Annotated in this window: 20 protein-coding genes; 9 read left to right on the top strand and 11 right to left on the bottom strand. The window is 61.7% G+C overall.

Annotated elements, in window-relative coordinates; translation table 11 throughout:
• Positions 1-521: 521 nt before the first annotated feature.
• The gene (locus ABV589_RS25295) at positions 522-2,219 is read right to left on the bottom strand and encodes an AMP-binding protein (RefSeq protein WP_367084111.1); all 1,698 of its coding nucleotides are present in this window, start codon (positions 2,217-2,219) and stop codon (positions 522-524) included.
• A gap of 266 nt (positions 2,220-2,485) precedes the next feature.
• Between ABV589_RS25295 and ABV589_RS25290 the strand changes: the two genes are divergently transcribed.
• The 4 genes from ABV589_RS25290 to ABV589_RS25275 all read left to right on the top strand — a co-directional run bounded on the left by ABV589_RS25290 (position 2,486) and on the right by ABV589_RS25275 (position 8,149).
• A complete protein-coding gene (locus ABV589_RS25290) occupies positions 2,486-3,649 on the top strand; it encodes an isovaleryl-CoA dehydrogenase (protein ID WP_007961115.1) in 1,164 nt (387 codons plus the stop codon).
• A 12-nt stretch (positions 3,650-3,661) separates the two neighbouring features.
• Positions 3,662-5,269, top strand: a complete 1,608-nt coding sequence (locus ABV589_RS25285; protein WP_367084110.1) for a carboxyl transferase domain-containing protein — start codon at positions 3,662-3,664, stop codon at positions 5,267-5,269.
• 115 nt (positions 5,270-5,384) lie between these two features.
• A complete protein-coding gene (locus ABV589_RS25280) occupies positions 5,385-6,200 on the top strand; it encodes a gamma-carboxygeranoyl-CoA hydratase (protein ID WP_367084109.1) in 816 nt (271 codons plus the stop codon).
• On the top strand, positions 6,200-8,149 hold the full coding sequence (locus ABV589_RS25275) for an acetyl/propionyl/methylcrotonyl-CoA carboxylase subunit alpha (RefSeq protein ID WP_367084108.1): 1,950 nt from the start codon (positions 6,200-6,202) through the stop codon (positions 8,147-8,149). The genes ABV589_RS25280 and ABV589_RS25275 overlap by 1 nt, the downstream gene beginning before the upstream one ends.
• A 39-nt stretch (positions 8,150-8,188) precedes the next feature.
• On the opposite strand, the gene ABV589_RS25270 is transcribed toward ABV589_RS25275, so the two are convergent.
• Positions 8,189-8,848, bottom strand: a complete 660-nt coding sequence (locus ABV589_RS25270; protein WP_367084107.1) for an XRE family transcriptional regulator — start codon at positions 8,846-8,848, stop codon at positions 8,189-8,191.
• A gap of 131 nt (positions 8,849-8,979) precedes the next feature.
• Between ABV589_RS25270 and ABV589_RS25265 the strand changes: the two genes are divergently transcribed.
• The 3 genes from ABV589_RS25265 to ABV589_RS25255 all read left to right on the top strand — a co-directional run bounded on the left by ABV589_RS25265 (position 8,980) and on the right by ABV589_RS25255 (position 12,300).
• Complete coding sequence (locus tag ABV589_RS25265) at positions 8,980-9,318, top strand: DUF3077 domain-containing protein (RefSeq protein WP_003223691.1); 339 nt, start codon at positions 8,980-8,982, stop codon at positions 9,316-9,318.
• A 481-nt stretch (positions 9,319-9,799) separates the two neighbouring features.
• Entirely contained in the window at positions 9,800-10,951 is a 1,152-nt protein-coding gene (locus tag ABV589_RS25260) for a M14-type cytosolic carboxypeptidase (protein ID WP_367084106.1), read from the top strand.
• 149 nt (positions 10,952-11,100) lie between these two features.
• Positions 11,101-12,300, top strand: coding sequence for an MFS transporter (locus tag ABV589_RS25255; RefSeq protein ID WP_367084105.1), 1,200 nt, complete (start codon positions 11,101-11,103; stop codon positions 12,298-12,300).
• Here the strand turns inward: ABV589_RS25255 and ABV589_RS25250 are convergent.
• Together ABV589_RS25250 and ABV589_RS25245 are read right to left on the bottom strand one after the other, a co-directional pair.
• A complete protein-coding gene (locus ABV589_RS25250) occupies positions 12,297-12,842 on the bottom strand; it encodes a cytochrome b (RefSeq protein WP_027614614.1) in 546 nt (181 codons plus the stop codon). The two genes, ABV589_RS25255 and ABV589_RS25250, sit on opposite strands and share 4 nt — an antisense overlap.
• Entirely contained in the window at positions 12,839-13,933 is a 1,095-nt protein-coding gene (locus ABV589_RS25245) for a catalase family peroxidase (RefSeq protein ID WP_367084104.1), read from the bottom strand. Before ABV589_RS25245 ends, ABV589_RS25250 begins: the two co-directional genes overlap by 4 nt.
• A gap of 157 nt (positions 13,934-14,090) precedes the next feature.
• Here ABV589_RS25245 and ABV589_RS25240 point away from each other — a divergent pair, with 157 nt between their 5' ends.
• Positions 14,091-14,597: a sigma-70 family RNA polymerase sigma factor gene (locus tag ABV589_RS25240; protein ID WP_258679384.1), complete on the top strand. Its 507-nt coding sequence runs from the start codon at positions 14,091-14,093 to the stop codon at positions 14,595-14,597.
• Complete coding sequence (locus ABV589_RS25235) at positions 14,594-15,349, top strand: anti-sigma factor (RefSeq protein WP_367084103.1); 756 nt, start codon at positions 14,594-14,596, stop codon at positions 15,347-15,349. Before ABV589_RS25240 ends, ABV589_RS25235 begins: the two co-directional genes overlap by 4 nt.
• A gap of 103 nt (positions 15,350-15,452) precedes the next feature.
• Here ABV589_RS25235 and ABV589_RS25230 read toward each other — a convergent pair whose 3' ends face one another.
• From ABV589_RS25230 to ABV589_RS25200, 7 genes are all read right to left on the bottom strand, one after another.
• Positions 15,453-16,424 (bottom strand): spore coat U domain-containing protein, encoded by a 972-nt coding sequence (locus tag ABV589_RS25230; RefSeq protein WP_258679382.1) that lies wholly within the window; start codon positions 16,422-16,424, stop codon positions 15,453-15,455.
• A complete protein-coding gene (locus ABV589_RS25225; RefSeq protein ID WP_367084102.1) occupies positions 16,421-18,778 on the bottom strand; it encodes a fimbria/pilus outer membrane usher protein in 2,358 nt (785 codons plus the stop codon). The genes ABV589_RS25230 and ABV589_RS25225 overlap by 4 nt, the downstream gene beginning before the upstream one ends.
• A 258-nt stretch (positions 18,779-19,036) precedes the next feature.
• Positions 19,037-19,825: a molecular chaperone gene (locus tag ABV589_RS25220; protein ID WP_367084101.1), complete on the bottom strand. Its 789-nt coding sequence runs from the start codon at positions 19,823-19,825 to the stop codon at positions 19,037-19,039.
• Between the two features lie 34 nt (positions 19,826-19,859).
• On the bottom strand, positions 19,860-20,360 hold the full coding sequence (locus ABV589_RS25215; RefSeq protein ID WP_007961143.1) for a spore coat U domain-containing protein: 501 nt from the start codon (positions 20,358-20,360) through the stop codon (positions 19,860-19,862).
• Between the two features lie 4 nt (positions 20,361-20,364).
• Positions 20,365-20,901, bottom strand: a complete 537-nt coding sequence (locus ABV589_RS25210; protein ID WP_367084100.1) for a spore coat U domain-containing protein — start codon at positions 20,899-20,901, stop codon at positions 20,365-20,367.
• A 20-nt stretch (positions 20,902-20,921) separates the two neighbouring features.
• Positions 20,922-21,455 carry a spore coat U domain-containing protein gene (locus ABV589_RS25205; protein ID WP_096795681.1) on the bottom strand — a complete coding sequence of 178 codons (534 nt, stop codon included), beginning with the start codon at positions 21,453-21,455 and terminating at the stop codon, positions 20,922-20,924.
• Between the two features lie 105 nt (positions 21,456-21,560).
• Positions 21,561-22,082, bottom strand: coding sequence for a spore coat U domain-containing protein (locus ABV589_RS25200; protein WP_367084099.1), 522 nt, complete (start codon positions 22,080-22,082; stop codon positions 21,561-21,563).
• Between the last annotated feature and the right edge of the window lie 273 nt (positions 22,083-22,355).

The raw sequence follows: 22,355 nt of genomic DNA, 5'->3' as shown, positions 1-22,355 counted from the left end.
TGCTATCTCTATGGCATAACAAGAATAAAAAGCAGCAAACCAATAAAAATAAGACGTACCGACTCTGACATAACAAAAACAACACGGCAGAGACGCAGCTAACAGATTTTTTTGGAGAAGGTGTGCTTTTCAGGGTGCTCTCAGGAGTGACCCGCAACCGGGCAGAGAACAATAAAACTACCTTCAGGTAGCTCCCGAATCGGTTGGATCGTTTAACGAGAAAGCAGATCAGCGCTCAAAAAAATACGTTTGCTCTTGACTCCGGATGGGGGTCGCCAAAAACAGCGGTAAAGGGCCACGGTTGCCAAAAACAACAACAGACCGCCCCTCAATAATAAAAAAGAGCACGCGACGACAAAATTAAAGGGGAGCTTCGGCTCCCCTTTGTGCTTTCTGTGATTCCCGAATCCCCGAACATCCCTGTGGGAGCTGGCTTGCCAACGATAGCGTCAGGTCAGCCAGCATCAATGTTGAATGATCTACCGCAATCGCTGGCAAGCCAGCTCCCACAGGGGTGGTGGTTACCGTTCGATTGTTTTTAAGTCTTCGATGCTGATCTCACGCATCCTGAATTTCTGAATCTTGCCCGTCACCGTCATCGGAAACTCTTCGACGAACTTGAAATGCCGCGGCGTCTTGAAGTGGGCGATGCGCTCCTTGCACCAGGTTTGCAGCTCCAGCTCGGACGCAGTGTGGCCGGGGTGGAATTTAATCCAGGCGACAATCTCCTCACCGTAACGCGAGCACGGGATGCCGATCACCTGTACATCCGCCACCGCCGGGTGGGTGAAGAAGAACTCTTCCAGCTCACGCGGGTAAATGTTCTCGCCACCGCGAATGATCATGTCCTTGTTACGCCCGGCGATGTTCACGTAGCCCTCATCGTTCATGCTCGCCAGGTCGCCAGTGTGCATCCAGCCTGCTTCATCGATGGCTTCGGCAGTGGCTTGCGGGTTGCTCCAGTAACCGAGCATCACGCTGTAACCGCGGGTGCACAGCTCACCGATGGTGCCGCGCGGCACTAGATTGCCCGCCTCGTCGATGATCTTGCTTTCCAATTGCGGCTGAGTGCGGCCGACGGTGGTCACGCGCAATTCCAGTTCATCGTTCGGCCCGGTTTGCAGCGACACCGGGCTGGTTTCGGTCATGCCGTAGGCAATCTGCACTTCGCTCATGTGCATCTCGCTGATGACCCGGCGCATCACTTCGATCGGGCAAGTCGCCCCGGCCATGATCCCGGTGCGCAGGCTCGACAGATCGAATTCACCTCGCAGCGGCTGATCGAGCATGGCGATGAACATGGTCGGCACGCCGTACAGACCAGTGGCTTGTTCTTCGGCGACGGTTTGCAGGGTCAGTAACGGATCGAACGCGTCGTTGGGGTAGATCATCGTGCTGGCGTGGGTGATGCAGCCGAGATTGCCCATGACCATGCCGAAGCAGTGGTACAGCGGCACCGGGATCACCAGGCGGTCGCTCGGGGTCAGGCCAATGCTTTCGCCGACCATGTAACCGTTGTTGAGAATGTTGTAGTGACTGAGGGTCGCGCCCTTGGGGAAACCGGTGGTGCCGGAGGTGTACTGGACGTTCACCGGTTGATCGAAGTGCAGGCTGTCGCTGCGTTCACGCAACTGGTCGGGCGTCACACTGCTCGCCAGATCGGCCAGTTGCGACCACGGCAGGAAGCCCGACGGTGGCTGTGCGTCGAGGCTGATCACCCCACGCAAATCCGCCAGACGTTCGCTGCGCAACTGGCCGATGGATTGCTCGGCGAGTTGCGGTACCAGCCCTTGCAGCATGGCGTGGTAGTTGGAGGACTTGAACGCGCCGGCGCACACCAGCCACTGACAACCGGACTGTTTGAGCACGTATTCCAGTTCGGAGCTGCGGTAGGCCGGATTGATGTTGACCAGAATCACGCCGATTTTCGCCGTGGCGATTTGTGTGATGCACCACTGCGCACAGTTCGGCGCCCAGATACCGAGCCGATCACCGGCCTGCAAACCCAGCGCCAGCAAGGCTCTGGCGTGCAGGTCGACGCTATCGGCCAGTTGTCGCCAGGTGTAACGCAACCGCTGATGGCGTACGACCAGGGCCTCGCCGTGCGGGTGTTGCGCAACCGTCTGGTCGAACTTTTGCCCGATGGTCATCGCCAGCAAGGCTTTGTCCTGGGAACCACGGGTGTAGCTGCGCTGCGGGTTTGCACTGGGTTGATCCATGATGACCCCTGTTGTCTTTATTAGTGGGTTTACCGGAGCTCACTTTTTTGCGGATGGCTTTTGTGGTGAGGGGATTCATCCCCTCACCACAAAGGCTACTTCCACAAAAGCCTGTCCGTTTTCAATCCTGAACTGCCCCTACTCTCACCCAAGTTGACGTTAACGTAAAGGGTGATTGACAGCCAACCGCCGCAGGCTTACGTTAACGTAAAGGTGAGAGCCGTTCGACCGCCCTCCCAACCTACAAAAAAGCCAAAAGGTGACCCATGAGCTATCCATCCCTGAACTTCGCCCTCGGTGAAACCATCGACATGCTGCGCGATCAGGTTCAGTCCTTCGTCGCCGATCAGATCGCCCCACGCGCCGCGCAGATCGACCGCGACAACCTGTTCCCGGCCGACATGTGGCGCAAATTCGGGGACATGGGCCTGCTCGGCATCACCGTGCCGGAAGAGTACGGTGGCGCGGGCCTGGGTTACTTGGCGCACGTGGTGGCGATGGAAGAAATCAGCCGTGGCTCGGCCTCGGTGGCCCTGTCCTACGGCGCGCACTCCAACCTCTGCGTCAACCAGATCAACCGCAACGGTAACCACGAACAAAAATCCAAATACCTGCCAAAACTGATCAGCGGCGAACACGTCGGCGCCCTCGCCATGAGCGAACCGAACGCCGGCTCCGACGTGGTTTCGATGAAATTGCGCGCCGACAAACGCGGCGACCGCTTCGTGCTCAACGGCAGCAAGACCTGGATCACCAACGGCCCTGACGCCAACACCTACGTGATCTACGCCAAGACCGACCTGGAAAAAGGCCCGCACGGCATCACCGCGTTCATCGTCGAGCGCGACTGGAAAGGCTTCAGCCGCAGCAACAAGTTCGACAAGCTCGGCATGCGCGGCTCCAACACTTGCGAGCTGTTCTTCGATGACGTCGAAGTGCCGGAAGAAAACATCCTCGGCGTGCTCAACGGCGGCGTGAAGGTGTTGATGAGCGGCCTCGACTACGAGCGCGTCGTGCTCTCCGGCGGCCCGACCGGGATCATGCAGTCGTGCATGGACCTGATCGTGCCGTACATCCACGACCGCAAGCAGTTCGGCCAGAGCATCGGCGAATTCCAGCTGATCCAGGGCAAAGTCGCCGACATGTACACCCAGCTCAACGCCAGCCGCGCCTACCTGTACGCAGTGGCCCAGGCCTGCGAGCGCGGTGAAACCACGCGCAAGGACGCCGCCGGGGTGATCCTCTACACCGCCGAGCGCGCCACGCAAATGGCCCTCGATGCGATCCAGATTCTCGGCGGCAATGGCTACATCAACGAATTCCCGGCCGGGCGCCTGCTGCGTGACGCCAAGCTCTACGAAATCGGCGCCGGCACCAGTGAGATCCGGCGCATGTTGATCGGCCGCGAACTGTTCAACGAAACCCGCTAAACGGAGCTGCACATGGCTATCCTGCATACCCAGCTCAATCCCCGTTCAGCGGAGTTCGCCGCCAACAGCGCGGCGATGCTTGAACAGGTCGACGCCCTGCACACCCTGCTCGCCCAGGTGGCGCAGGGTGGCGGCGCGAAAGCCCAGGAACGGCATACCTCGCGCGGCAAACTGCTGCCGCGTGAACGCATCAATCGCCTGCTCGATCCGGGCTCGCCGTTTCTGGAAATCAGTCAGCTCGCCGCCCACGCCGTGTATGGCGAAGAGGTTCCTGCCGCTGGCGTAATTGCCGGGATCGGCCGGGTCGAAGGCGTCGAGTGCATGATCGTCGCCAACGACGCGACGGTGAAGGGCGGCTCGTACTACCCGCTGACCGTGAAAAAACACCTGCGCGCGCAGACCATCGCCCAGCAGAACCGCCTGCCGTGCATCTATCTGGTGGACTCGGGCGGCGCCAACCTGCCGCGTCAGGACGAGGTGTTTCCGGATCGCGAGCACTTCGGCCGGATCTTCTTCAACCAAGCCAACATGAGCGCGATGGGCATTCCGCAGATCGCCGTGGTCATGGGCTCGTGCACCGCGGGCGGCGCCTATGTGCCGGCGATGGCGGACGAAGCAATCATGGTGCGCAATCAGGCGACGATCTTCCTTGCCGGCCCACCGCTGGTGAAAGCCGCGACCGGTGAAGTGGTCAGCGCTGAAGACCTTGGCGGGGCCGATGTGCACTGCAAGATTTCCGGCGTGGCCGACCATTACGCCGAGAGCGACGAACACGCCCTCGCCCTCGCCCGCCGCAGCGTTGCCAACCTCAACTGGCGCAAGCTCGGTGAAGTGCAACAGCGCCCGCCGATTGCACCGCTGTACGCCAGCGACGAGTTGTATGGCGTGGTGTCGGCCGACGCCAAACAGCCGTTCGACGTGCGCGAAGTGATTACGCGGCTGGTCGACGGTTCGGTGTTCGATGAATTCAAGGCGCTGTTCGGCACCACGCTGGTGTGCGGCTTTGCCCATCTGCACGGCTATCCGATCGCGATCCTCGCCAACAACGGCATCCTCTTCGCCGAAGCCGCGCAGAAAGGCGCGCACTTCATCGAGCTGGCCTGCCAGCGCGGCATTCCGCTGCTGTTCCTGCAGAACATCACCGGGTTCATGGTCGGCCAGAAATACGAGGCCGGCGGCATCGCCAAGCACGGCGCGAAACTGGTGACCGCCGTGGCCTGCGCCAAGGTGCCGAAATTCACCGTGATCATCGGTGGCAGCTTCGGCGCCGGTAACTACGGCATGTGCGGGCGCGCTTACGATCCGCGTTTCCTGTGGATGTGGCCGAACGCGCGCATCGGCGTGATGGGCGCCGAACAGGCGGCGGGTGTGCTGGTGCAGGTCAAGCGCGAGCAGGCCGAACGCAGCGGCCAGGCCTTCAGCGCCGAGCAGGAAGCCGAGATCAAGCAGCCGATCCTCGACCAGTACGAAGAGCAGGGTCACCCCTACTACTCCAGCGCACGCCTGTGGGACGACGGCGTCATCGACCCGGCGCAGACTCGCGATGTGCTGGCCCTGGCCTTGTCCGCGTCGTTGAACGCGCCTATCGAACCGAGCCGCTTCGGCGTGTTCCGGATGTGATGCTTTTTGTCGGAGCGAGCCTGTGTGGAGAGGGAGCTTGCTCCCGTTCGATTGCGCAGCAATCGTAATCCAGGCCCACAGGCAGCTCCCACAAAAACCGTGGAGACGGATAAATATGAGCGACTTCAACACCCTCGAACTGCACAACGATCCAAGGGGTTTCGCCACCCTTTGGCTCAACCGTGCGGAAAAGAACAACGCGTTCAACGCCGAAATGATCCGCGAACTGATTCTGGCGCTGGACAAGGTTGCCAGCGATTCCAGCCTGCGTTTCCTGCTGGTGCGCGGGCGTGGCAAGCATTTCAGCGCCGGCGCTGACCTGGCGTGGATGCAGCAGTCGGCCGAACTCGATTACCACACCAACCTCGACGACGCCCGCGAACTGGCGGAGCTGATGTACAACCTCGCCAAGCTGAAAATCCCGACCGTGGCCGTGGTGCAAGGCGCGGCGTTCGGCGGCGCGCTGGGGCTGATCAGTTGCTGCGACATGGCGATTGGCGCCGATGATGCGCAGTTCTGTCTGTCGGAAGTGCGCATCGGTTTGGCGCCGGCGGTGATCAGTCCGTTCGTGGTGCAGGCCATCGGCGAACGTGCCGCGCGTCGTTATGCGCTGACTGCCGAGCGCTTCGGCGGGCAGCGGGCGCGGGAAATCGGTTTGTTGTCCGAGAGCTACCCGGCCGCCGAGCTTGATCAAGCCGTCGAGCAATGGATCGACAACCTGCTGCTCAACAGCCCCGCCGCGATGCGCGCCAGCAAGGATCTGCTGCGCGAAGTCGGCAATGGTGCGCTGACCCCGGCGCTGCGCCGCTACACCGAAAACGCCATCGCCCGGATCCGCGTCAGCCCTGAAGGCCAGGAAGGCTTGCGCGCCTTTCTGCAAAAACGTCCGCCGAACTGGCAAGCCGCAACCACCACCAAGGAGCCGCGTTGATGAGCGCACCTGTCCTCACCACCCTGCTGGTGGCCAACCGTGGCGAAATCGCTTGCCGGGTCATGCGTACCGCAAAGGCCTTGGGCCTGACCACCGTCGCCGTGCACAGCGCCACCGACCGCGAAGCTCGGCACAGCCGCGAAGCGGATATCCGCGTTGATCTGGGCGGCAGCAAAGCCGCTGACAGTTATCTGCAAATCGACAAGCTGATCGCGGCGGCCAAGGCCAGCGGTGCGCAGGCGATTCACCCGGGCTACGGCTTTCTGTCGGAGAACGCCGGCTTCGCCCGTGCCATCGAACAGGCCGGGCTGATTTTCCTCGGCCCGCCCGCCTCGGCCATCGACGCGATGGGCAGCAAATCTGCAGCCAAGGCGCTGATGGAAACCGCGGGCGTGCCGCTGGTGCCGGGATATCACGGTGAAGCGCAGGATCTCGATACGTTCCGCAATGCCTGCGAACGCATTGGTTATCCGGTGCTGCTCAAAGCCACGGCCGGTGGCGGCGGCAAAGGCATGAAAGTCGTCGAGGACGTCAGCCAACTGGCCGAAGCCCTGGCCTCGGCGCAACGTGAAGCGCAGTCGTCGTTCGGCGATTCGCGGATGCTGGTGGAGAAATACCTGCTCAAACCGCGTCACGTGGAAATACAGGTATTCGCCGACCAGCACGGCAACTGCCTGTACCTCAACGAACGTGATTGCTCGATTCAGCGCCGGCACCAGAAAGTCGTCGAAGAAGCCCCGGCCCCAGGGCTGACCCCGGAACTGCGCCGGGCCATGGGCGAAGCGGCGGTGCGTTCGGCGCAGGCCATCGGTTATGTTGGCGCCGGTACAGTGGAATTTCTGCTCGATGCGCGCGGCGAATTCTTCTTCATGGAGATGAACACGCGCCTGCAGGTCGAGCATCCGGTCACCGAAGCGATCACCGGCCTCGATCTGGTGGCGTGGCAGATTCGTGTGGCGCGCGGTGAAGCGCTGCCGATCACCCAGGATCAGGTGCCGCTCAATGGCCATGCGATTGAAGTACGGCTGTATGCCGAAGATCCGTCGAATGATTTCCTGCCCGCCACCGGACGCCTGGAGCTTTACCGCGAATCGGCCGCCGGACCGGGGCGTCGGGTCGATAGCGGCGTTGAGCAAGGCGATGAAATTTCGCCGTTCTACGACCCGATGCTCGGCAAGCTGATCGCCTGGGGCGAGGATCGCGAGCAGGCGCGCCTGCGGCTGTTGAGCATGCTCGATGAGTTCGCGATTGGCGGTTTGAAGACCAACATCAACTTCCTGCGGCGGATCATCGCGCATCCGGCGTTCGCCGCTGCCGAGCTGGATACCGGGTTTATTCCGCGTTATCAGGAACAGTTGTTACCGACGCCGCGTGCGTTGAGCGATGAGTTCTGGCAGGCCGCAGCGCAGGCGTTCGTGCAGAGTTTGCCGGGCGCTGTTCGGGCGGATGACCTGGGTTCGCCGTGGGCTTTGAAGAGAGGTTTGCGCGCGGGGTTGCCGGCGGAAATCACTTTGCATTTGAGCTGCGAAGGTCAGGATCGGGCGTTGACCTTGAGCAGCACCGGCAACGCCAAACTGTCGGATGAAGCATTGGTCGTCGAGCACGATGGCGTACGTCGCACCTTGCGCGCCATTCGTCAGGGCGATTCGCTGCACCTGCAATGGGACGGCGAGTTGCGGCGTATTCAGACGTATGACCCGATCAGCGCCGTCGACGCCAGCCACAGCCATCAAGGCGGTCTGACTGCCCCCATGAACGGCAGCATCGTGCGGGTGTTGGTGGAGGCCGGGCAATCGGTCGAGGCCGGTGCGCAACTGGTGGTGCTGGAGGCGATGAAGATGGAGCACAGCATTCGCGCGCCCCATGCGGGGGTGATCAAAGCGCTGTATTGCCAGGAAGGTGAAATGGTCGGCGAAGGCAGCGCTTTGGTGGAACTGGAAGCCGTGTGAATGGGAGATCGATCCTAGGCAAAGCGAGGATCGATCTGACTAGAAACGCGCCGTGGCTTGAACCACCACACCGATGATTCGACACTCATCGGTGAACAGGGCTTTGGGCCAGGTCGGATTGAGCGGTACCAGATAACGCTGGCCGCCCTCTTCGTCGAGCTTGCGAAAGATCGCTTCATCGCAGCCCTGCCACTGGGCGATCACCAGTTTGCCCGGCAGCGCTTCCGCCTCCGGATCCACCAGAATCAGCATTCCCTCGGCGATGCTCTGGCCTGAAGGTGCGGTCATCGAATTCCCCGTCACTGTCAGCCAGAACGCTGCGCCACGGGCGTGATAGTCCGTCAGCTCGAAGCGCTGCTTGTCTTGCGTCGGGGCGTAAGCGGCGGTTGCACTCTCGCGTGATTCGCACGGCGTGTGCCAGTCGCTGACCGGATAGCGGAAGTACGGGTTGTACTTCTGCGCCAGCGGCATCTCGTCATCGTCGGTCTCCTGCGGCTCGCGAATCACCAGCACCACTTCCAGGAAGTCCATGCCCAGCGCCTGCAATACGCGGTTCATTTCCGTAATACCCGGCTCGCGACGTTTGTTCAGCCAATGGCCGATCCCGCCCTGGGACATGCCGACGCGCTCTCCGAGCTCTGTTTGAGTGATTTTGAGTTCACTCATCTTGGCCTTGACCAACTCAATCCATTTATCCATGTGCGGCACCTTACTTGCCCCGCCTTCGGCCGGCAAAACACATATTGTAGTATTTAAATTCTGGTCACAACTACGCACCGTACTATGCTGGCAGCACGGACTTTCAATCGAACAAGGAGTGACCCTTCACCATGAATATCAGCAGCAAAGACTTGCCCGATCTGCAAATGGACACCACGTTCACCTCCCCTCAAGGCAACGCGGCAGCGCAGCGAGCACTGGACTATTACTTGAAACCAGCTGTTTCAGAACCGGAGGTGGATGAACGTTTTTTCGATGTGAAACGCCATCTCAGCGGCGAAGAAGCCCTCGTGCACGCGTCGGATCTGTTGCGCTGCGCGGCCGCCACCGCCTTCAAGGCAGCGGAAAACCTGCAGGGCGCGAGCCGAGATCTGGCATTTTCGGTGGTGCATATGGTGGATATGGCGCGAGCGATGGTCGACCATTCAATTGATGGCGAGCAGCTCTGACTGAGACGGGAAGCGGACGGACAGGAAAGAATTTTCCAATCGCGCAGATAAAAACATTTGACTTGCAAATGATAATGATTATTATTGCAAGCAGCTGGTCGCGAGATCAGTCGATGGACCAGAGACCTCAGGTCGGTCTTCTGGACTATCTCCTCATCAGGCTAATCACGGTTTTTGACCCGGCTTTTTGCCGGGTCTTTTTTTTGCCCGTTTTTCGGGCTTATGGCTTCAGGCTAATGAAGTCTTTGGGTGCTGCAAATTCGATGGCGCGGATAATATCAAAAGAATATCGCTTGGCAAGCAAAGCCCGGCCCGATTGGGGCAAACTAATGACAATTAGCACTTGAGAATCAATCGCACAGTCTCTAAGCTGCTTGCGCGTCACGGAAGACGCCCCCCACCGCAACCCGCAATTTCCCTCGGTTTCACCGCAGTCTTGCGTGTAAAGTAGCTGCCATAAAAATCATATTCAGGAACCGATATGACCGTGGCCAAATCTTCGTTCGACATCAGCGCCAACTTCGACAGCGGTAACATCCAAGTCATCGACATCTCCAATCCGCTCAACCCGGTTCTGGCCATTCGCCCGGATACCCGGAGCGCTCACTTCCAGTGGTTCCACTTCAAGGCCAGCGGCCTGCATGTTCATCAGGAACACTGGTTTCGCCTGGTCAACGCCAGCCAATCCTCCTACAACAAAGCCTGGACCGGCTATCAGGCGGTCGCTTCCTACGATCACGTCAACTGGTTCCGCATTCCCACCAGTTTTGAAGGCGACAGCCTGCGCTTTTGCCTCGAAGCCGAGCAGACTCACGCCTGGTTCGCCTACTTCGAACCCTACAGCCGCGGTCGTCACGACTGGCTGATCGAGCAGGCGCTGAGCAAGGCCGGCACCGAACTGGTGTCCACCGGCAAGAGCGTCGAGGGTCGGGACATTCAACTGCTGCGCAAGGGCAGCGGCGCAGAAGGCCAGCGCAAAGTCTGGATCATCGCGCAACAGCACCCGGGCGAACACATGGCCGAATGGTTCATGGAGGGCGTGATCGAACGCCTGGAACGCCACGACGACCCGGTATTGAACAAACTGCTGGCCAGCGCGGATCTGTATCTGGTGCCGAACATGAACCCGGACGGCGCCTTCCACGGCCATCTGCGAACCAACGCCATGGGCCAGGACCTGAACCGCGCCTGGCAGAGCGCCAGTCAGGACGTCAGCCCAGAGGTACTTTTCGTACAACAGCAGATGGAAAAGTACGGCGTCGATCTGTTCCTCGACGTACACGGTGACGAGGAAATCCCCCACGTGTTCACCGCCGGTTGTGAAGGCAACCCGGGTTACACACCGCGCATCGAGAAGCTTGAAGAGCATTTCCGCACGCACCTCAAGCACACCACCAAAGACTTCCAGACCCAGTACGGCTACACCCGTGACGAACCGGGCCAGGCCAACATGACCCTGGCCTGCAACGCGGTCGGGCAGAAATACGACTGCCTGTCGCTGACTCTGGAAATGCCGTTCAAGGATCACGACGACCATCCGAACAAAGAAACGGGCTGGTCGGGCAAGCGCTCGAAACAGTTGGGCAAGGATGTGCTGACCACCATCGCCGACATGGTCGACACCTTGCGCTGATCCCTCCCCCGCTCCACCCAAAGATCGCAGCTATGCCTGCGATCTTTTTTTTGCGCATTCAAACGCCATAACCAACAAGGTTGCAAATTAAAACCAGAATGCTTACCGTGATTCTGGTTTTAATTTGAAACCCAAAAAGGAATCAGGGCATGCAAACTCAACCCCTCAAAAGCAGCGTGGTGCTGCTGTTCGCCATTGCCTGCGGTCTGGCTGTAGGCAATGTGTATTACGCGCAGCCGTTGCTGGACGCCATGGCCGAGGCCTTCGCCATGTCGCCGGCAACCATCGGCATCGTCATCACCCTGACGCAGATCGGCTACGGCATCGGTCTGGTATTGCTGGTTCCACTCGGCGACCTGCTCAACCGACGGCGGCTGATCGTCACCCAGACCCTGCTCTCGGCCGCCGCGCTGTTGATGATCGCGCTGGCACCCAATAGCGTGTGGTTGCTGCTCGGCATGACCCTGACCGGCCTGCTCGCCGTGGTGACGCAAGTGCTGGTGGCGTATGCCGCGACACTGGCCATCCCGGCGCAACGCGGGCGCGTGGTCGGCGTGGTCACCAGCGGCATCGTCGTCGGTATTCTGCTCGCGCGCACCGTTGCCGGGGCCATGGCTGATCTGGCCGGTTGGCGGGCAATTTATCTGCTGTCGGCGGGGCTGATGCTGCTGATGGCGCTGCTGCTGTTACGCGTATTGCCCAAGAATGAAGCCGCGCAGCCGGCGAGCCGTTACGGCGCGCTGATCGCTTCGGTGTTCAGCCTGTTCAGGCAAGAGCCGGTGCTGCGACAACGGGCGATTCTCGCGCTGCTGACCTTCGCCAGCGCCATGGTTTTGTGGACGCCGATGGTGCTGCCGCTGGCCGCCCCGCCTCTGTCTTTGTCACACAGTGAAATCGGCCTGTTCGGCTTGGCTGGTGCCGCCGGTGCGCTCGCCGCCGCGCGTGCCGGACATCTCGCCGACCGCGGCCTGGGCCAATGGGTCAGTGGTCTGTCGCTGTTGCTGATGCTCGCCTCGTGGCTGCCGATCGCCCTTACCCAGTCCTCGTTGTGGGCGCTATTGCTCGGTGTGATCACCCTCGATCTGGGCTTGCAGGCCGTGCACGTCACCAGCCAGAGCATGATCTACAGCGTGCGGCCCGAAGCGCAAAGCCGCCTCACCGCCGGCTACATGCTGTTCTATTCGATCGGCAGCGCATTGGGTTCGATTACCTCGACGGCGATGTACGCCTGGGCCGGCTGGACCGGCGTGTGTCTGCTTGGCGCCGCTATCAATGCAGTGGCGCTGGGCTATTGGTGGCTGACCCTGAAAAGTGGCGCACCGCAGCGGTGCGCCACGCAGGCGGGTTAATCGCGATCGCGACCGCGCAACATGCTGTCGAGCACCTCGTCGCGGCGTACCCAACCGTGGAACAGCGCCGCCGCCAGGTGCAACAGCACGGTCAGGAACAACAGATACGCCAGATAGCCATGCGCCTTGCGCAGCAGGGCAAACACTTGCGCATCGGCCGGCAGGATCGACGGCAACTGCAAGGTATTGCTGAGCATCACCGGCTCGCCCGAGGCACTGATCATCGCCCAACCGAGCAGCGGCAACACCAGCATCAAGGCGTACAACAACACATGCGAAGCCTTGGCCGCCATCACCTGCCAGCCCGGCAGATCGGCCGGCAGCGGCGGCTGTCGGGTAGAAAATCGCACCAACAGACGCACGACTACCAGCAGCAGAATCGCGATCCCCAGCGGTTTGTGCAGATGAATCAGCCATTCATGCCGCTGTGAAACCGAAGTGACCATGCCGGCGCCAATGAACAACATGGCGATGATCATCAGCGCCATCAGCCAGTGCAGCAGCCGCGCCAACAGCGCGAAATGAGTCGGTTGCGTGCTCATGGGCGAGCCTCCTGACGGGCGGCGGGCAATTGGCTGACTTCACTGGTACGCCGCAGATAGGAGTCGGCGTAACCGGCTGAACGCGCGGCGAGCAGCGGGTCGTCGGAGCCTTCGATACCGGCCGGCAGTACCAGCGGATCGTAGTTGATGTCGCGGCATTCGCCGCTGAGCTGCGGCTGAGTCTTCTCCAGCACCAGCGTGCCGGCGTTGATCACCTTGCGACCCTCGGGCCAGGTTTTGCTCGCATCGTTCACTGGATCACCGGGGTTGGCCAGGGTGATATTCAGCTGCCAGCGCAACGGCCCCTCGGCCAGGCGCTGCACCAGATCCTTCTCGAGAAAATCCGCACCCTCCGGCGCCGCGGCTCCGGCGGCATAACGCGCCAGTGGCGTGACACTCCAGCGCACCGCCTGCTTCTGCCCGCTGGCGTTGACCAGATAGAACGCATTCACGCTGTTGTAGGTTTCGGTGGCATAGCTGGCCGACGGTTTGGCGGTTTTCACCCACGTCAGAAACGGCACGGCTTCCGGGTGCGCGGCGAAGAACGCCGGGACTTTCGACGGATCCGGTTTACCTGTGGCCGGATCCGGCGACTGTGCCTGCTGCAACTGGTAGAACGCCTCGGGAGTGCCGACCGGGAACACCGGCATGCTGTTCATCCCGGTTCGCCATTGCTGACCGTTGGCCTGGGTGAAACGCAGCGCCAGACTGCGGATCGGCACGCTGCTGTCCGGGGCGTAGGGATTGCCCGCCGGCAATGCGAAACGCCCGACCACCGGCGTCTGCGCCTCGTTGAACACCTGCGCGGAAGAGAACGCTCGCGCCTCGCCAGTGCTCTCGAAATGCCCGATCACGCACACGCCCTTGGCGTGGTTGCGCCGAAACCCGGGATGCACGCCGTTGTTTTTCTCCAGCACATCGACCAGCGCCTTGGGCGTCAGACGTTGTGGGTCAAGATTACCGTGCACGTAGGCAAACGCCCCAGCGACAGCGGCAACCACCACGGCAATCGCCGTCAGGCGCAACACTGTGCTCGCGGCACTCAAGGGCGGACGCGGCGGCCTGCCCGGCGGTGAAGTGCGATCAACCATGAATAACTCCAGGGCCATCGGCCACAAGTAGGAAGAATCAGCAAGACGCACCCCAGCGGGATTTATTCCATGGCCCGGTATTTATTTTTCCGAACGTGGAATAACCTCGAACGGCAGACGTCTCCCTAGTCCACAGCGTAGTGACTAGCAGAAATTCATGAGCGAATTCGACGAACAGTTGAGAGAAATCATTCCCAGATTGCGCCGCTTTGCCGTGTCGTTGACCCGCAACAGCAGCAGCGCCGACGATCTGGTGCAGGCCAGCCTCGAGCGGGCCCTGTCCGGCTGGGGTGCGAAACGCGCCGAAGGTGACGTGCGCGCGTGGCTGTTCGCGATCCTCTATCGGCAGTTTCTCGACGCCCACCGACGCTCCCGTCGTTATGCGCGGATGCTCGAATTCTTCACCGGTCGCGACGACGCCGAACCCTCGACCGAGCGCACCGTGATCGCCCAATCGACCCTGCAAGCCTTCGATCGCCTGCCCACCGAGCAACGCGCGCTGTTGCTGATGGTCTCGGTCGAAGGCCTGAGCTACAAGGAAGTCGCCGAAATTCTGGACGTCCCCACCGGCACCGTGATGTCGCGCCTGTCCCGCGCCCGCCAGGCCTTGCGCCAACTCAGCGACGGCGAAATCAGCAGCCCTTCTTTGCGGATACTCAAATGATCAGCATGCCCCCCAGCGAGCGCGACCTGCACGCGTACGTCGATCACCAACTCAACGAAGCCGACCGGCGTCTGGTCGACACCTGGCTGACCACTCACCCGGAAGCCGCCGCGCAGGTGCGCGCCTGGCAGCACGACGCCCAGTTGTTGCGCGCAGCCCTGGGTGGTGCGTTGCAGCAACCGGCCAACCCGGAGCTCGATCCGGCGCTGATTCGCCAGCGCCTCAAGCGTCAGTCGCGTCGTCACCTGGCCAGCGCGGCGGTGTTATTGATCGCGGTCGGCATCGGCGGTTTCAGTGGCTGGCAGGCGCGGGAAATGACCCTCGTGAGGTCTTCGATGTTGCCGATGACCGACGCCTTGCAGGCCTATCGTTTGATCGCCCAGCAAGGGATATTACCGGCGGACTACAAGGTCGACACTGACGGCGATATGCAGCGTTGGCTCGACCGTTATTTCACCCAGGCCAGCCGCTTGCCGGATCTGAAATCCGCCGGTTTCGAACCGGTCAGCGGCCGCCTGCTCAGCACCGACGAAGGCCCGGCGGCGATGGTCATGTATGAGGACCGCAGCGGCCATAAGGTCAGTTTCTATGTGCGACCACCGGGGCCGAAGAACACCTTCCTGCCTCGCGGTAGCCGCAGCGACGGCGATCTGCAGGCCGATTACTGGTCCGGTGACGGGTACAACTATGCGATGGTCAGCCCGACGGATTCGCCGGCGGCAAAACAACTGAAGCAATCAATGCAATTCTGAAAGCCCCACTGTAGGAGCTGCGGCACGCTGCGATCTTTTGATTTTTAACATCAAGGTCAAAAGATCGCAGCGTGCCGCAGCTCCTACAGGGGACTGTGTTGGGTCAGAAACCTACGTCGAGCACCACATTGTCCAGGTAAGTGCCCGCCGGCGGCGTGGTCTGGTCGGTGTAGATCTTCGCGTTGTAATTGAAAATCTGGCTCCCCGTACCCAAGCCATTCCCCGGATTGACCTCGGCATCGGTGCTTGACCGGCGCGCGCTGCCGACGCTGCCCCACCGGGTGGTGCCGGCACTTTTGAAGATGTCGTAGGCCAGATAGTTGCTCCCGGAAATCATCCGCCGCCGACCGCCAACACTGACCGGGTTCTGCCCGTCGCTCAAACCGACGGTGTAGGCGCTGCCCTTGGTGCAGGCCAGATTGATGGTCTGCCCGGTCACCGGGGTAAAGGCGCTGATCACCGGTGCACTGCCAAAGGCAATGTTCGGCGCAGTAATCGTGCAGTCGTTGGACACCGTCAGGTTCACCGTCAACGTCGCCGTACCGCTGTTAATGTCGCGCCCCAGACAAACACTGCCGATACCGATCCCGGAGCAGTAATTCCAGTTCCAGAAAATGCTCAGGGTTTCCGTATAAATCCCGGCGGCGACGTTGCTGCCAATGGTCGTGCCCAGATACAGCGGCACGGTTTTCGGGGTGGTACCGTTGAGCAGTCCCAAGGCGTCGATGATGCCGTTGCGCGCGAAGTCATAGGCGGTGCCGCGAGTCACCGGGTAGCTGGTGCTGTTGTTGGCGTAGATTGTGTAGCCAATGACGTCGCCCGTCGGCCCGAGCAAGCCGCTCTGGGTCGAGGTGATGGTGGCGTAGAAATGATCGTTGCTGGTCAGCAATGACAGCAGTGAGCCGGTGCAGCTCAAGCCTGCATTGAGCGTGGAACTGGGCTGCGTCGTGGTGCGCACGGCAATCGAACTGATCGAACCGAACGCCGCCGGCGTGGTGCTGACCACCGAGCACAAGGCCTGCGCCATCCCCGGCAGCAGCAACGCCAGGCACAGACAGATCCGCGCCGCACTCATTGGCACACCAACGGGCCGATCAGCGGTACCTGGCTTTGCTGCATATCCACTTCGAATTGCGTCTTGCAGGTTTTGCCGTCGGCCAGCGTCACCTGCAACGAGTTCTGCGCCTGCAGGTTTTCCAGATAGACCAGCCCGTCCCAGCCGACCACCGTGCGCGCCCCACTCTGCTCGTGCAGCACGCCCGCGCCCAATGGCAGTTCGCGTTGCTGCGCATCCACCAGCACGATGCTCGCGGCGATCACCCGGGTCAGAGGAAACTCCAGCAAATAACCGCTGCCACGGCGCACGGCGATGCGTTGTTCGACGTTGGGGCTGCGCACGTTGGCCGGCAGATTCAGCGGATCGATTTCGTATTTGCCGCGGTAGTACGCGCTGCTCCACGGCACCAGCAAGTGGCCGTTTTTATCGGTCTGCCCGACCTGCTGGTTTTCGTAGCGCACCGGAATATCGGCGAAACCCTCGGTGCTGACCACCACAAACGCGTCGTCGATGCGATTGGCGGCGAACACCTGGCGGTCCATCCACACCAGCGAGCCACTGGCATCGGCCCAACGGGTCTCGGCCTCGGACGTGCCGTAGACCCCGGCCTGCAACTGCACCGACTGCATACGCCAGGTCACGTCGGCCTGGCGATAGTCAGGACCATCACCCTTGGCGTAACCCAGATTGAAACCGACCCCGCCCTCGGTCGGCACCGAGCGGCTGTAATTGACCCGCTGCTGACTCTGCCCGGTTTTGCTGCGTTCACTGCTGATCGCCAGGCTGCCGCGCAGATCGAACGGGATCACCAGTTGCGCCTGCACTGCCCAGTTGCTGTCGCCGATCTCGCGGTTGGCCGACAGGTAGAAGCTGCTGTTGCGCCACAGCGGTTTGCTCCAGCTCAGGTTGAGCAGACGCGTGCGCGAATCGTCCGCCGCGCGCACGTCGAAATAACCGGCACCGAGGCTGCCCCAGCGCTCGAGGTTGACACTCAGGGTCGCCTGCTCGCTGCGCCGGCTGAGGCTGATGTAAGGGCTGTCGATCACGCTCAGGTCGGCGTATTGGTCGCGACGTTGCAGGCGCTGCCAGGAAAAGCTGTAGCGCTGGCTGCTGTACTGATAACCGAGGCTCAACTGCTCGCCGCCGTCGCCGTCGAATCGGCTCTGACTGATGGCGCTGTTGAGTACACCGAAATTGCCCAGACGCAAATTGCCGCCGATGCCGCCGAGGCTCAGCGAGTCAGCCGCTTCGGCGTGGCTTTCCAGGGTGAAGCTGTCGCTGACACCGTAGCGCAGGCTGCCGGAAGTCACGCCAGGGCCATAGCTGAAGTCCTTCAAGCCGTAATCGCGGCGCAACGTACCGGCCGCCACCGAGAAATCACTCAGGCCTTTTTGCAGCAGACTGCTGGTGACATAGAACGGCACCGTGGTCGACACCTGCCGCCCCAATGCATCAGTGGTCACTACCACGGCCTCCCCGGCGCCGTTGATGAAGGGAATATTGGTCAGGGTATACGGCCCCGGTTGCAGGTCGGTGCTGCTCGACTTGTAGCCGTTGATGAACAGATCCACCGACGACGGCACCGCGGCCTCGCCGGCGAACTGCGGCAACGGATAGGTGACCAGATCCGGACGCACGGCAAAATCCCGTGAAAATTGCACGCCGCCCAGACGCACCGAGTTGCTCCAAGGCAAGGCGCCGCTGATCACGTCCCCGCCTTCGTAGGTGAGCATTCGCTCGTCATCGGAGTAACGCCAGGTGGTGTCGTAGCGCAGGTAACCGTTGTCGAGCGTGCTGACCGAATCCCCGGACAAGGTGCGCCGGTACTGCCCGGTATTGGACAACGTGCCCCAGCTGTCGAACAGCCGCAGCTCATTCCAGGCCGCCAGATAAGTGCCGGCATCGTCAGTGTCGTTGAGGTACAAGTCGTAGTTGAACAACGCGCCGAAACTGCTCAGCGCCGGGGTGCGTGGATAGTTCTCGCGGTTGCCGATGAACTGGTCCGGCAACCACTGCGGTGGTACATCCAGCAGCAGACGCTGGCCGACACTGTCGTATTCGCTGTGCAGTCCCGGCAAACCGTCGAGATCGACTTCGTCAGCGCTGCCCTCGGGCAATTTCATTCCGGTTTCGCGCAGTGCACTGGCCGGCAGAAACAGATGCCCGTTACGCTGCTGCACCGCCACCACCCGCCCGGTGTTCATCTGATTGACCACCAGTTCCAGAAACAACTGTGCATCACTCACAGCCTCCATGCCGCTGGGCGGCGGCGGCAGTTCGCCGGCCTCAGATGGTTGCACGAACATCAGGCACCACGCGCCGGTCATGAGCCACAACGGACGCTGAATACGACGAGCCCATCCCGGGCTCATACACGCTTTACGTCCGTCAATGGACTTGATCCTCCTGATGCCACTCTTGCCAAAGCCAGTTATCTTTCTCTGGAATTTTGACGACCTGACGCAATCATTGTGGCGAGGGAGCTTGCTCCCGCTCGGCGGCGCAGCCGTCGTTAGATCTGTTTAAGCGGGCTACCTGACACTGCGTGCTCGCCTGACTTGGGGCTGCTTCGCAACCCGGCGGGAGCAAGCTCCCTCGCCACAGTAATCCACTCAACACAGGGTCTTGGTTCAGCGTCCCGGCGCAATGTTCTGCACCTGCGCCCCGCCATTGACCCGCACCTGCAACGCCGACTCACTGGCCAACGGCCCCGGTGCCGGCCAGCGCATCACCGCCCCCGGCAACACGTAACCCAGCAAGCCTTCGGCCAATGGTTTGTTCTGTCCGCCCTGTTTGATCGCCACGTCGGTGAGCCGCGCATGCACCGCGCCCTGATTGCGCACCTCGACATACGGCCGGCCGTCCACCGTCACCGTGCGCCAGCTCAGTTGCGGCACACCGATACCTTTGGGATCACGCGGGCGGCTGCTGTCTTCCTTGCTCCACAGCCCCGCGCCGTAGGCAAACAAGGGCACCGAATAGCGCATCTGGAAGCGGATCGCGGCGGCGGTCTTGCCGCCCTCGGCAGCCGGCGGCTGGGCGGAAGGGATTTCGTCGATGATGATCCGGTAGGCCAGCTCCTGCCCCGGCGGCACATCCTTGGTCCGGGTCAGACGCACCAGTTGCTTTTGCCCTGGCTCGATCTTCGCTACCGGCGGGCTGCCGATCACGTCGCGCTGATTCTGGTATTGCTCTGCAAAACCGCTCTGGCTCCAGCCGAACACACGGATCTGCAGGTTGGCGGTTTCCGTGCCACGGTTTTCCAGCCACAGCGCACTGGCCTGTTGATCGGCCTCCAGCACCGGATCGATCGGCCAGATCAGCACCGAACTGGCGGCCTGCGCATGGCCGGCCCCGAGCATGACCAGCGCCAGCAACGCGCCCTGCAACAACGAATGTCCAGACGTAACTGCCCCCATGAACCTGCTCCTTGTCGGCCATTCAAATGTCGCTTTACCACGACAGCTGCACCTGCAACACGTCGCTGTACGTCCCCCCAGGCTGATTGCCCGGCAATTGCACCTGGCCGTAAATCGGCAGGCTGATGTTGTTCGCATCGCTATAGGCCACCGCCACGCTCTGACCGATGCCCAGGCTCTGGCTGTACGCCGCATCGCGAAACAGCGCATACGCCACCCGCGCACTGCCGCTGTTGATCTGCATATGCCGACCGCTGCTGTTGTACTGGCCGCCATCGACGCTCATGTTCAAGGTCACCCCGGGGGTGCATTGCAGCTGCACGCCGCCGGTCAATGCCACTTGCACCGTTCCCGTCGCGAGGGCCGAGCGCGAGCCGAAATTCAGCCCGCCGTAATTCGACACCCCGCCAACTACCAGACACCCCGGCGTGATGGTCGCGCTGACCTGGAAGCTCTGGCTGGTCGCCGCCCCCAGCGGCAGCGGCACACTGCCCGCACAGAGCAGGAGCAGCGCGGCACAGCCCTGGCGGCGCATGGCATCAGAACGTCAGTTCGACAGCGACGGTGTCGGTGTAAGTCCCGGCCGGCAGCCCGGCCTTGCCCACCGCCTGACCGTAGATATTCACCGTCTGCGCCACGCCAGTGCTGGTCGCCAGGTTGATCGTGCCGTCGATCGGCAGCAGCTGTGAATGCCCGGCATCGGTGTAGAAATCGTACGGCACGTAGTTGGCGACACCGTCGTACAGTGCACGAGCGCCGCCCGGCGACTGCCCGTCGTGAGCACCGGCGCGCACTTTGACCACCGGGGTCGTGCCGCTGGAACAGAGTATCGACAACGCCCCGCCGCCACCGCCGAGCACTTGCCCGCTGGCGGTGGTGAACAGACTGTTGGCGGTACCGAAGTTCAGCGCACCGAAGTTCAGCCCCGTGGAGCCGCCGGCGCCATTGACCTGACAGCTGCTGATCAGAGTCAGACTGGCGGTGATCTGGCCGGTGACCGTGGTGGCGGCGTGAGCACTGGAAACCAGCGTCAGGCCGAGCAACGACAAACCTATCCTTGATGCATACGTACGCATGGTGTCCGTCCTCTACGGGGTTACCAGTCGAGCGTCACCGTCAGCGTGTCGGTATAGACACCTGCCGGTACCGCGCGGGTATTCGCCACCACCGTGCCAAACACCGGAATCGGTATTTGCGCACCGCTGGTGACAGCGAAATTGTGTTGTTGACCAATGCTGTAGCGCTGGCTGCCGGAGGCATCCAGAAAGAGTTGATAAGGCAGGGTCTGGCGCCCGTTGCTCAGGCGGCGGGTGGTGCCGTCACCGTGGCTGCCGCCATCGATGGTGACGGTGAAACCAGTGACCGAAGGATTGCAGGCGACATTCAGCTTGCCGCTGCTGTCGCCGTCGAGACTGGCCTTGATCGGCGCGTTCCAGGTCGGCCCCTGCTGACCGAAATCGAGGGTGCCCAGATTGCTCACCGGGATCGCCGGGGTGGCGCTGTTGGTGACTTCGCACCCGGCGATCAGGATCAGCCGCGCATTGATCTGCCCGCTGATTGCCGCCTGTGCGTCGTCAGCGAGCAACAGCAGCGTACCCGTGGCGATGACCATCCAGTGCTTGCCTGTCATTGCGTCCGTCCCTGCTCCTTGAGGATGTCTGCGTACCTTGCGTTCGTCATCGAACGCCCCTTCCCTGCGCAATCCGCCTCCAGCGAATTGCCTGAAATCCTGCACTCACCAGGTCACGGTGACTTTCACCAGATCCGAATAGCGGCTGACCTGCGGCACCTGCGCCAGACGCTCGATCCGTGCATACAGCGGCAGCTCCACCGTGCCGGTGTCCGGCACCCGGCCGCTGACCGGCACGTCCACCACCAGCGGCACCCGGCGCGCCGCGTCCTGATACAGCCGATAGGGAATCGGCTGGCTTCCCGCAGCCCCCGCCATGTAGCGAACCTCACCAACGCCGCCATGCAGGCCACCGTCGACCCGCAGCTGATACGGCGTGTCGGGGTTGCACTCCAGGCGCGGCAAGCGCTGGTTGGTCAGTGCCGCACCCAGTGGTCCGGCCGGATCATCGAGGCGCGCAGTACTGCCGAAATCCAGCACACCCAGTTGTTCGATACCCGCCTCGCGCTGCTGGCCGATCAGTTGGCAGCCACGCTGCACGTCAACGCGGACTTCGACCTGAAAATCCGCCGCATGCACCGAGGCCCCCAGCACCCCGAGCAGGCCCATCACCACACGTACAATCACTGTCCCATTCCTTGTGAGGGAACATCCTGGATGACGTTACTGTGTTTCAGGTTAGCAACGGTCGACGATTCCGCCAGTCGATTCGATCCATGGATCTGCCGGGATATGTTTCGAAAGTTTGGCAACACGACGAATTACATCGCTGAAAATAGCTGTACGTCCCGCACAAATCTGTTCAGTGATCGCCCACAGTCGACGAGCCGCGATGGAAGCCGGGCGCAGCCTCTGGTTACACTACGGCGCCGCGCGTCCGGGCGCCGGTCTGATGAACAC

This window comes from Pseudomonas sp. HOU2 (assembly GCF_040729435.1).
Classification (GTDB): Bacteria; Pseudomonadota; Gammaproteobacteria; order Pseudomonadales; family Pseudomonadaceae; genus Aquipseudomonas.
The sequence above is the reverse complement of the archived record's forward strand: the minus strand, read 5'-3'. Positions and strand labels throughout refer to the sequence as shown.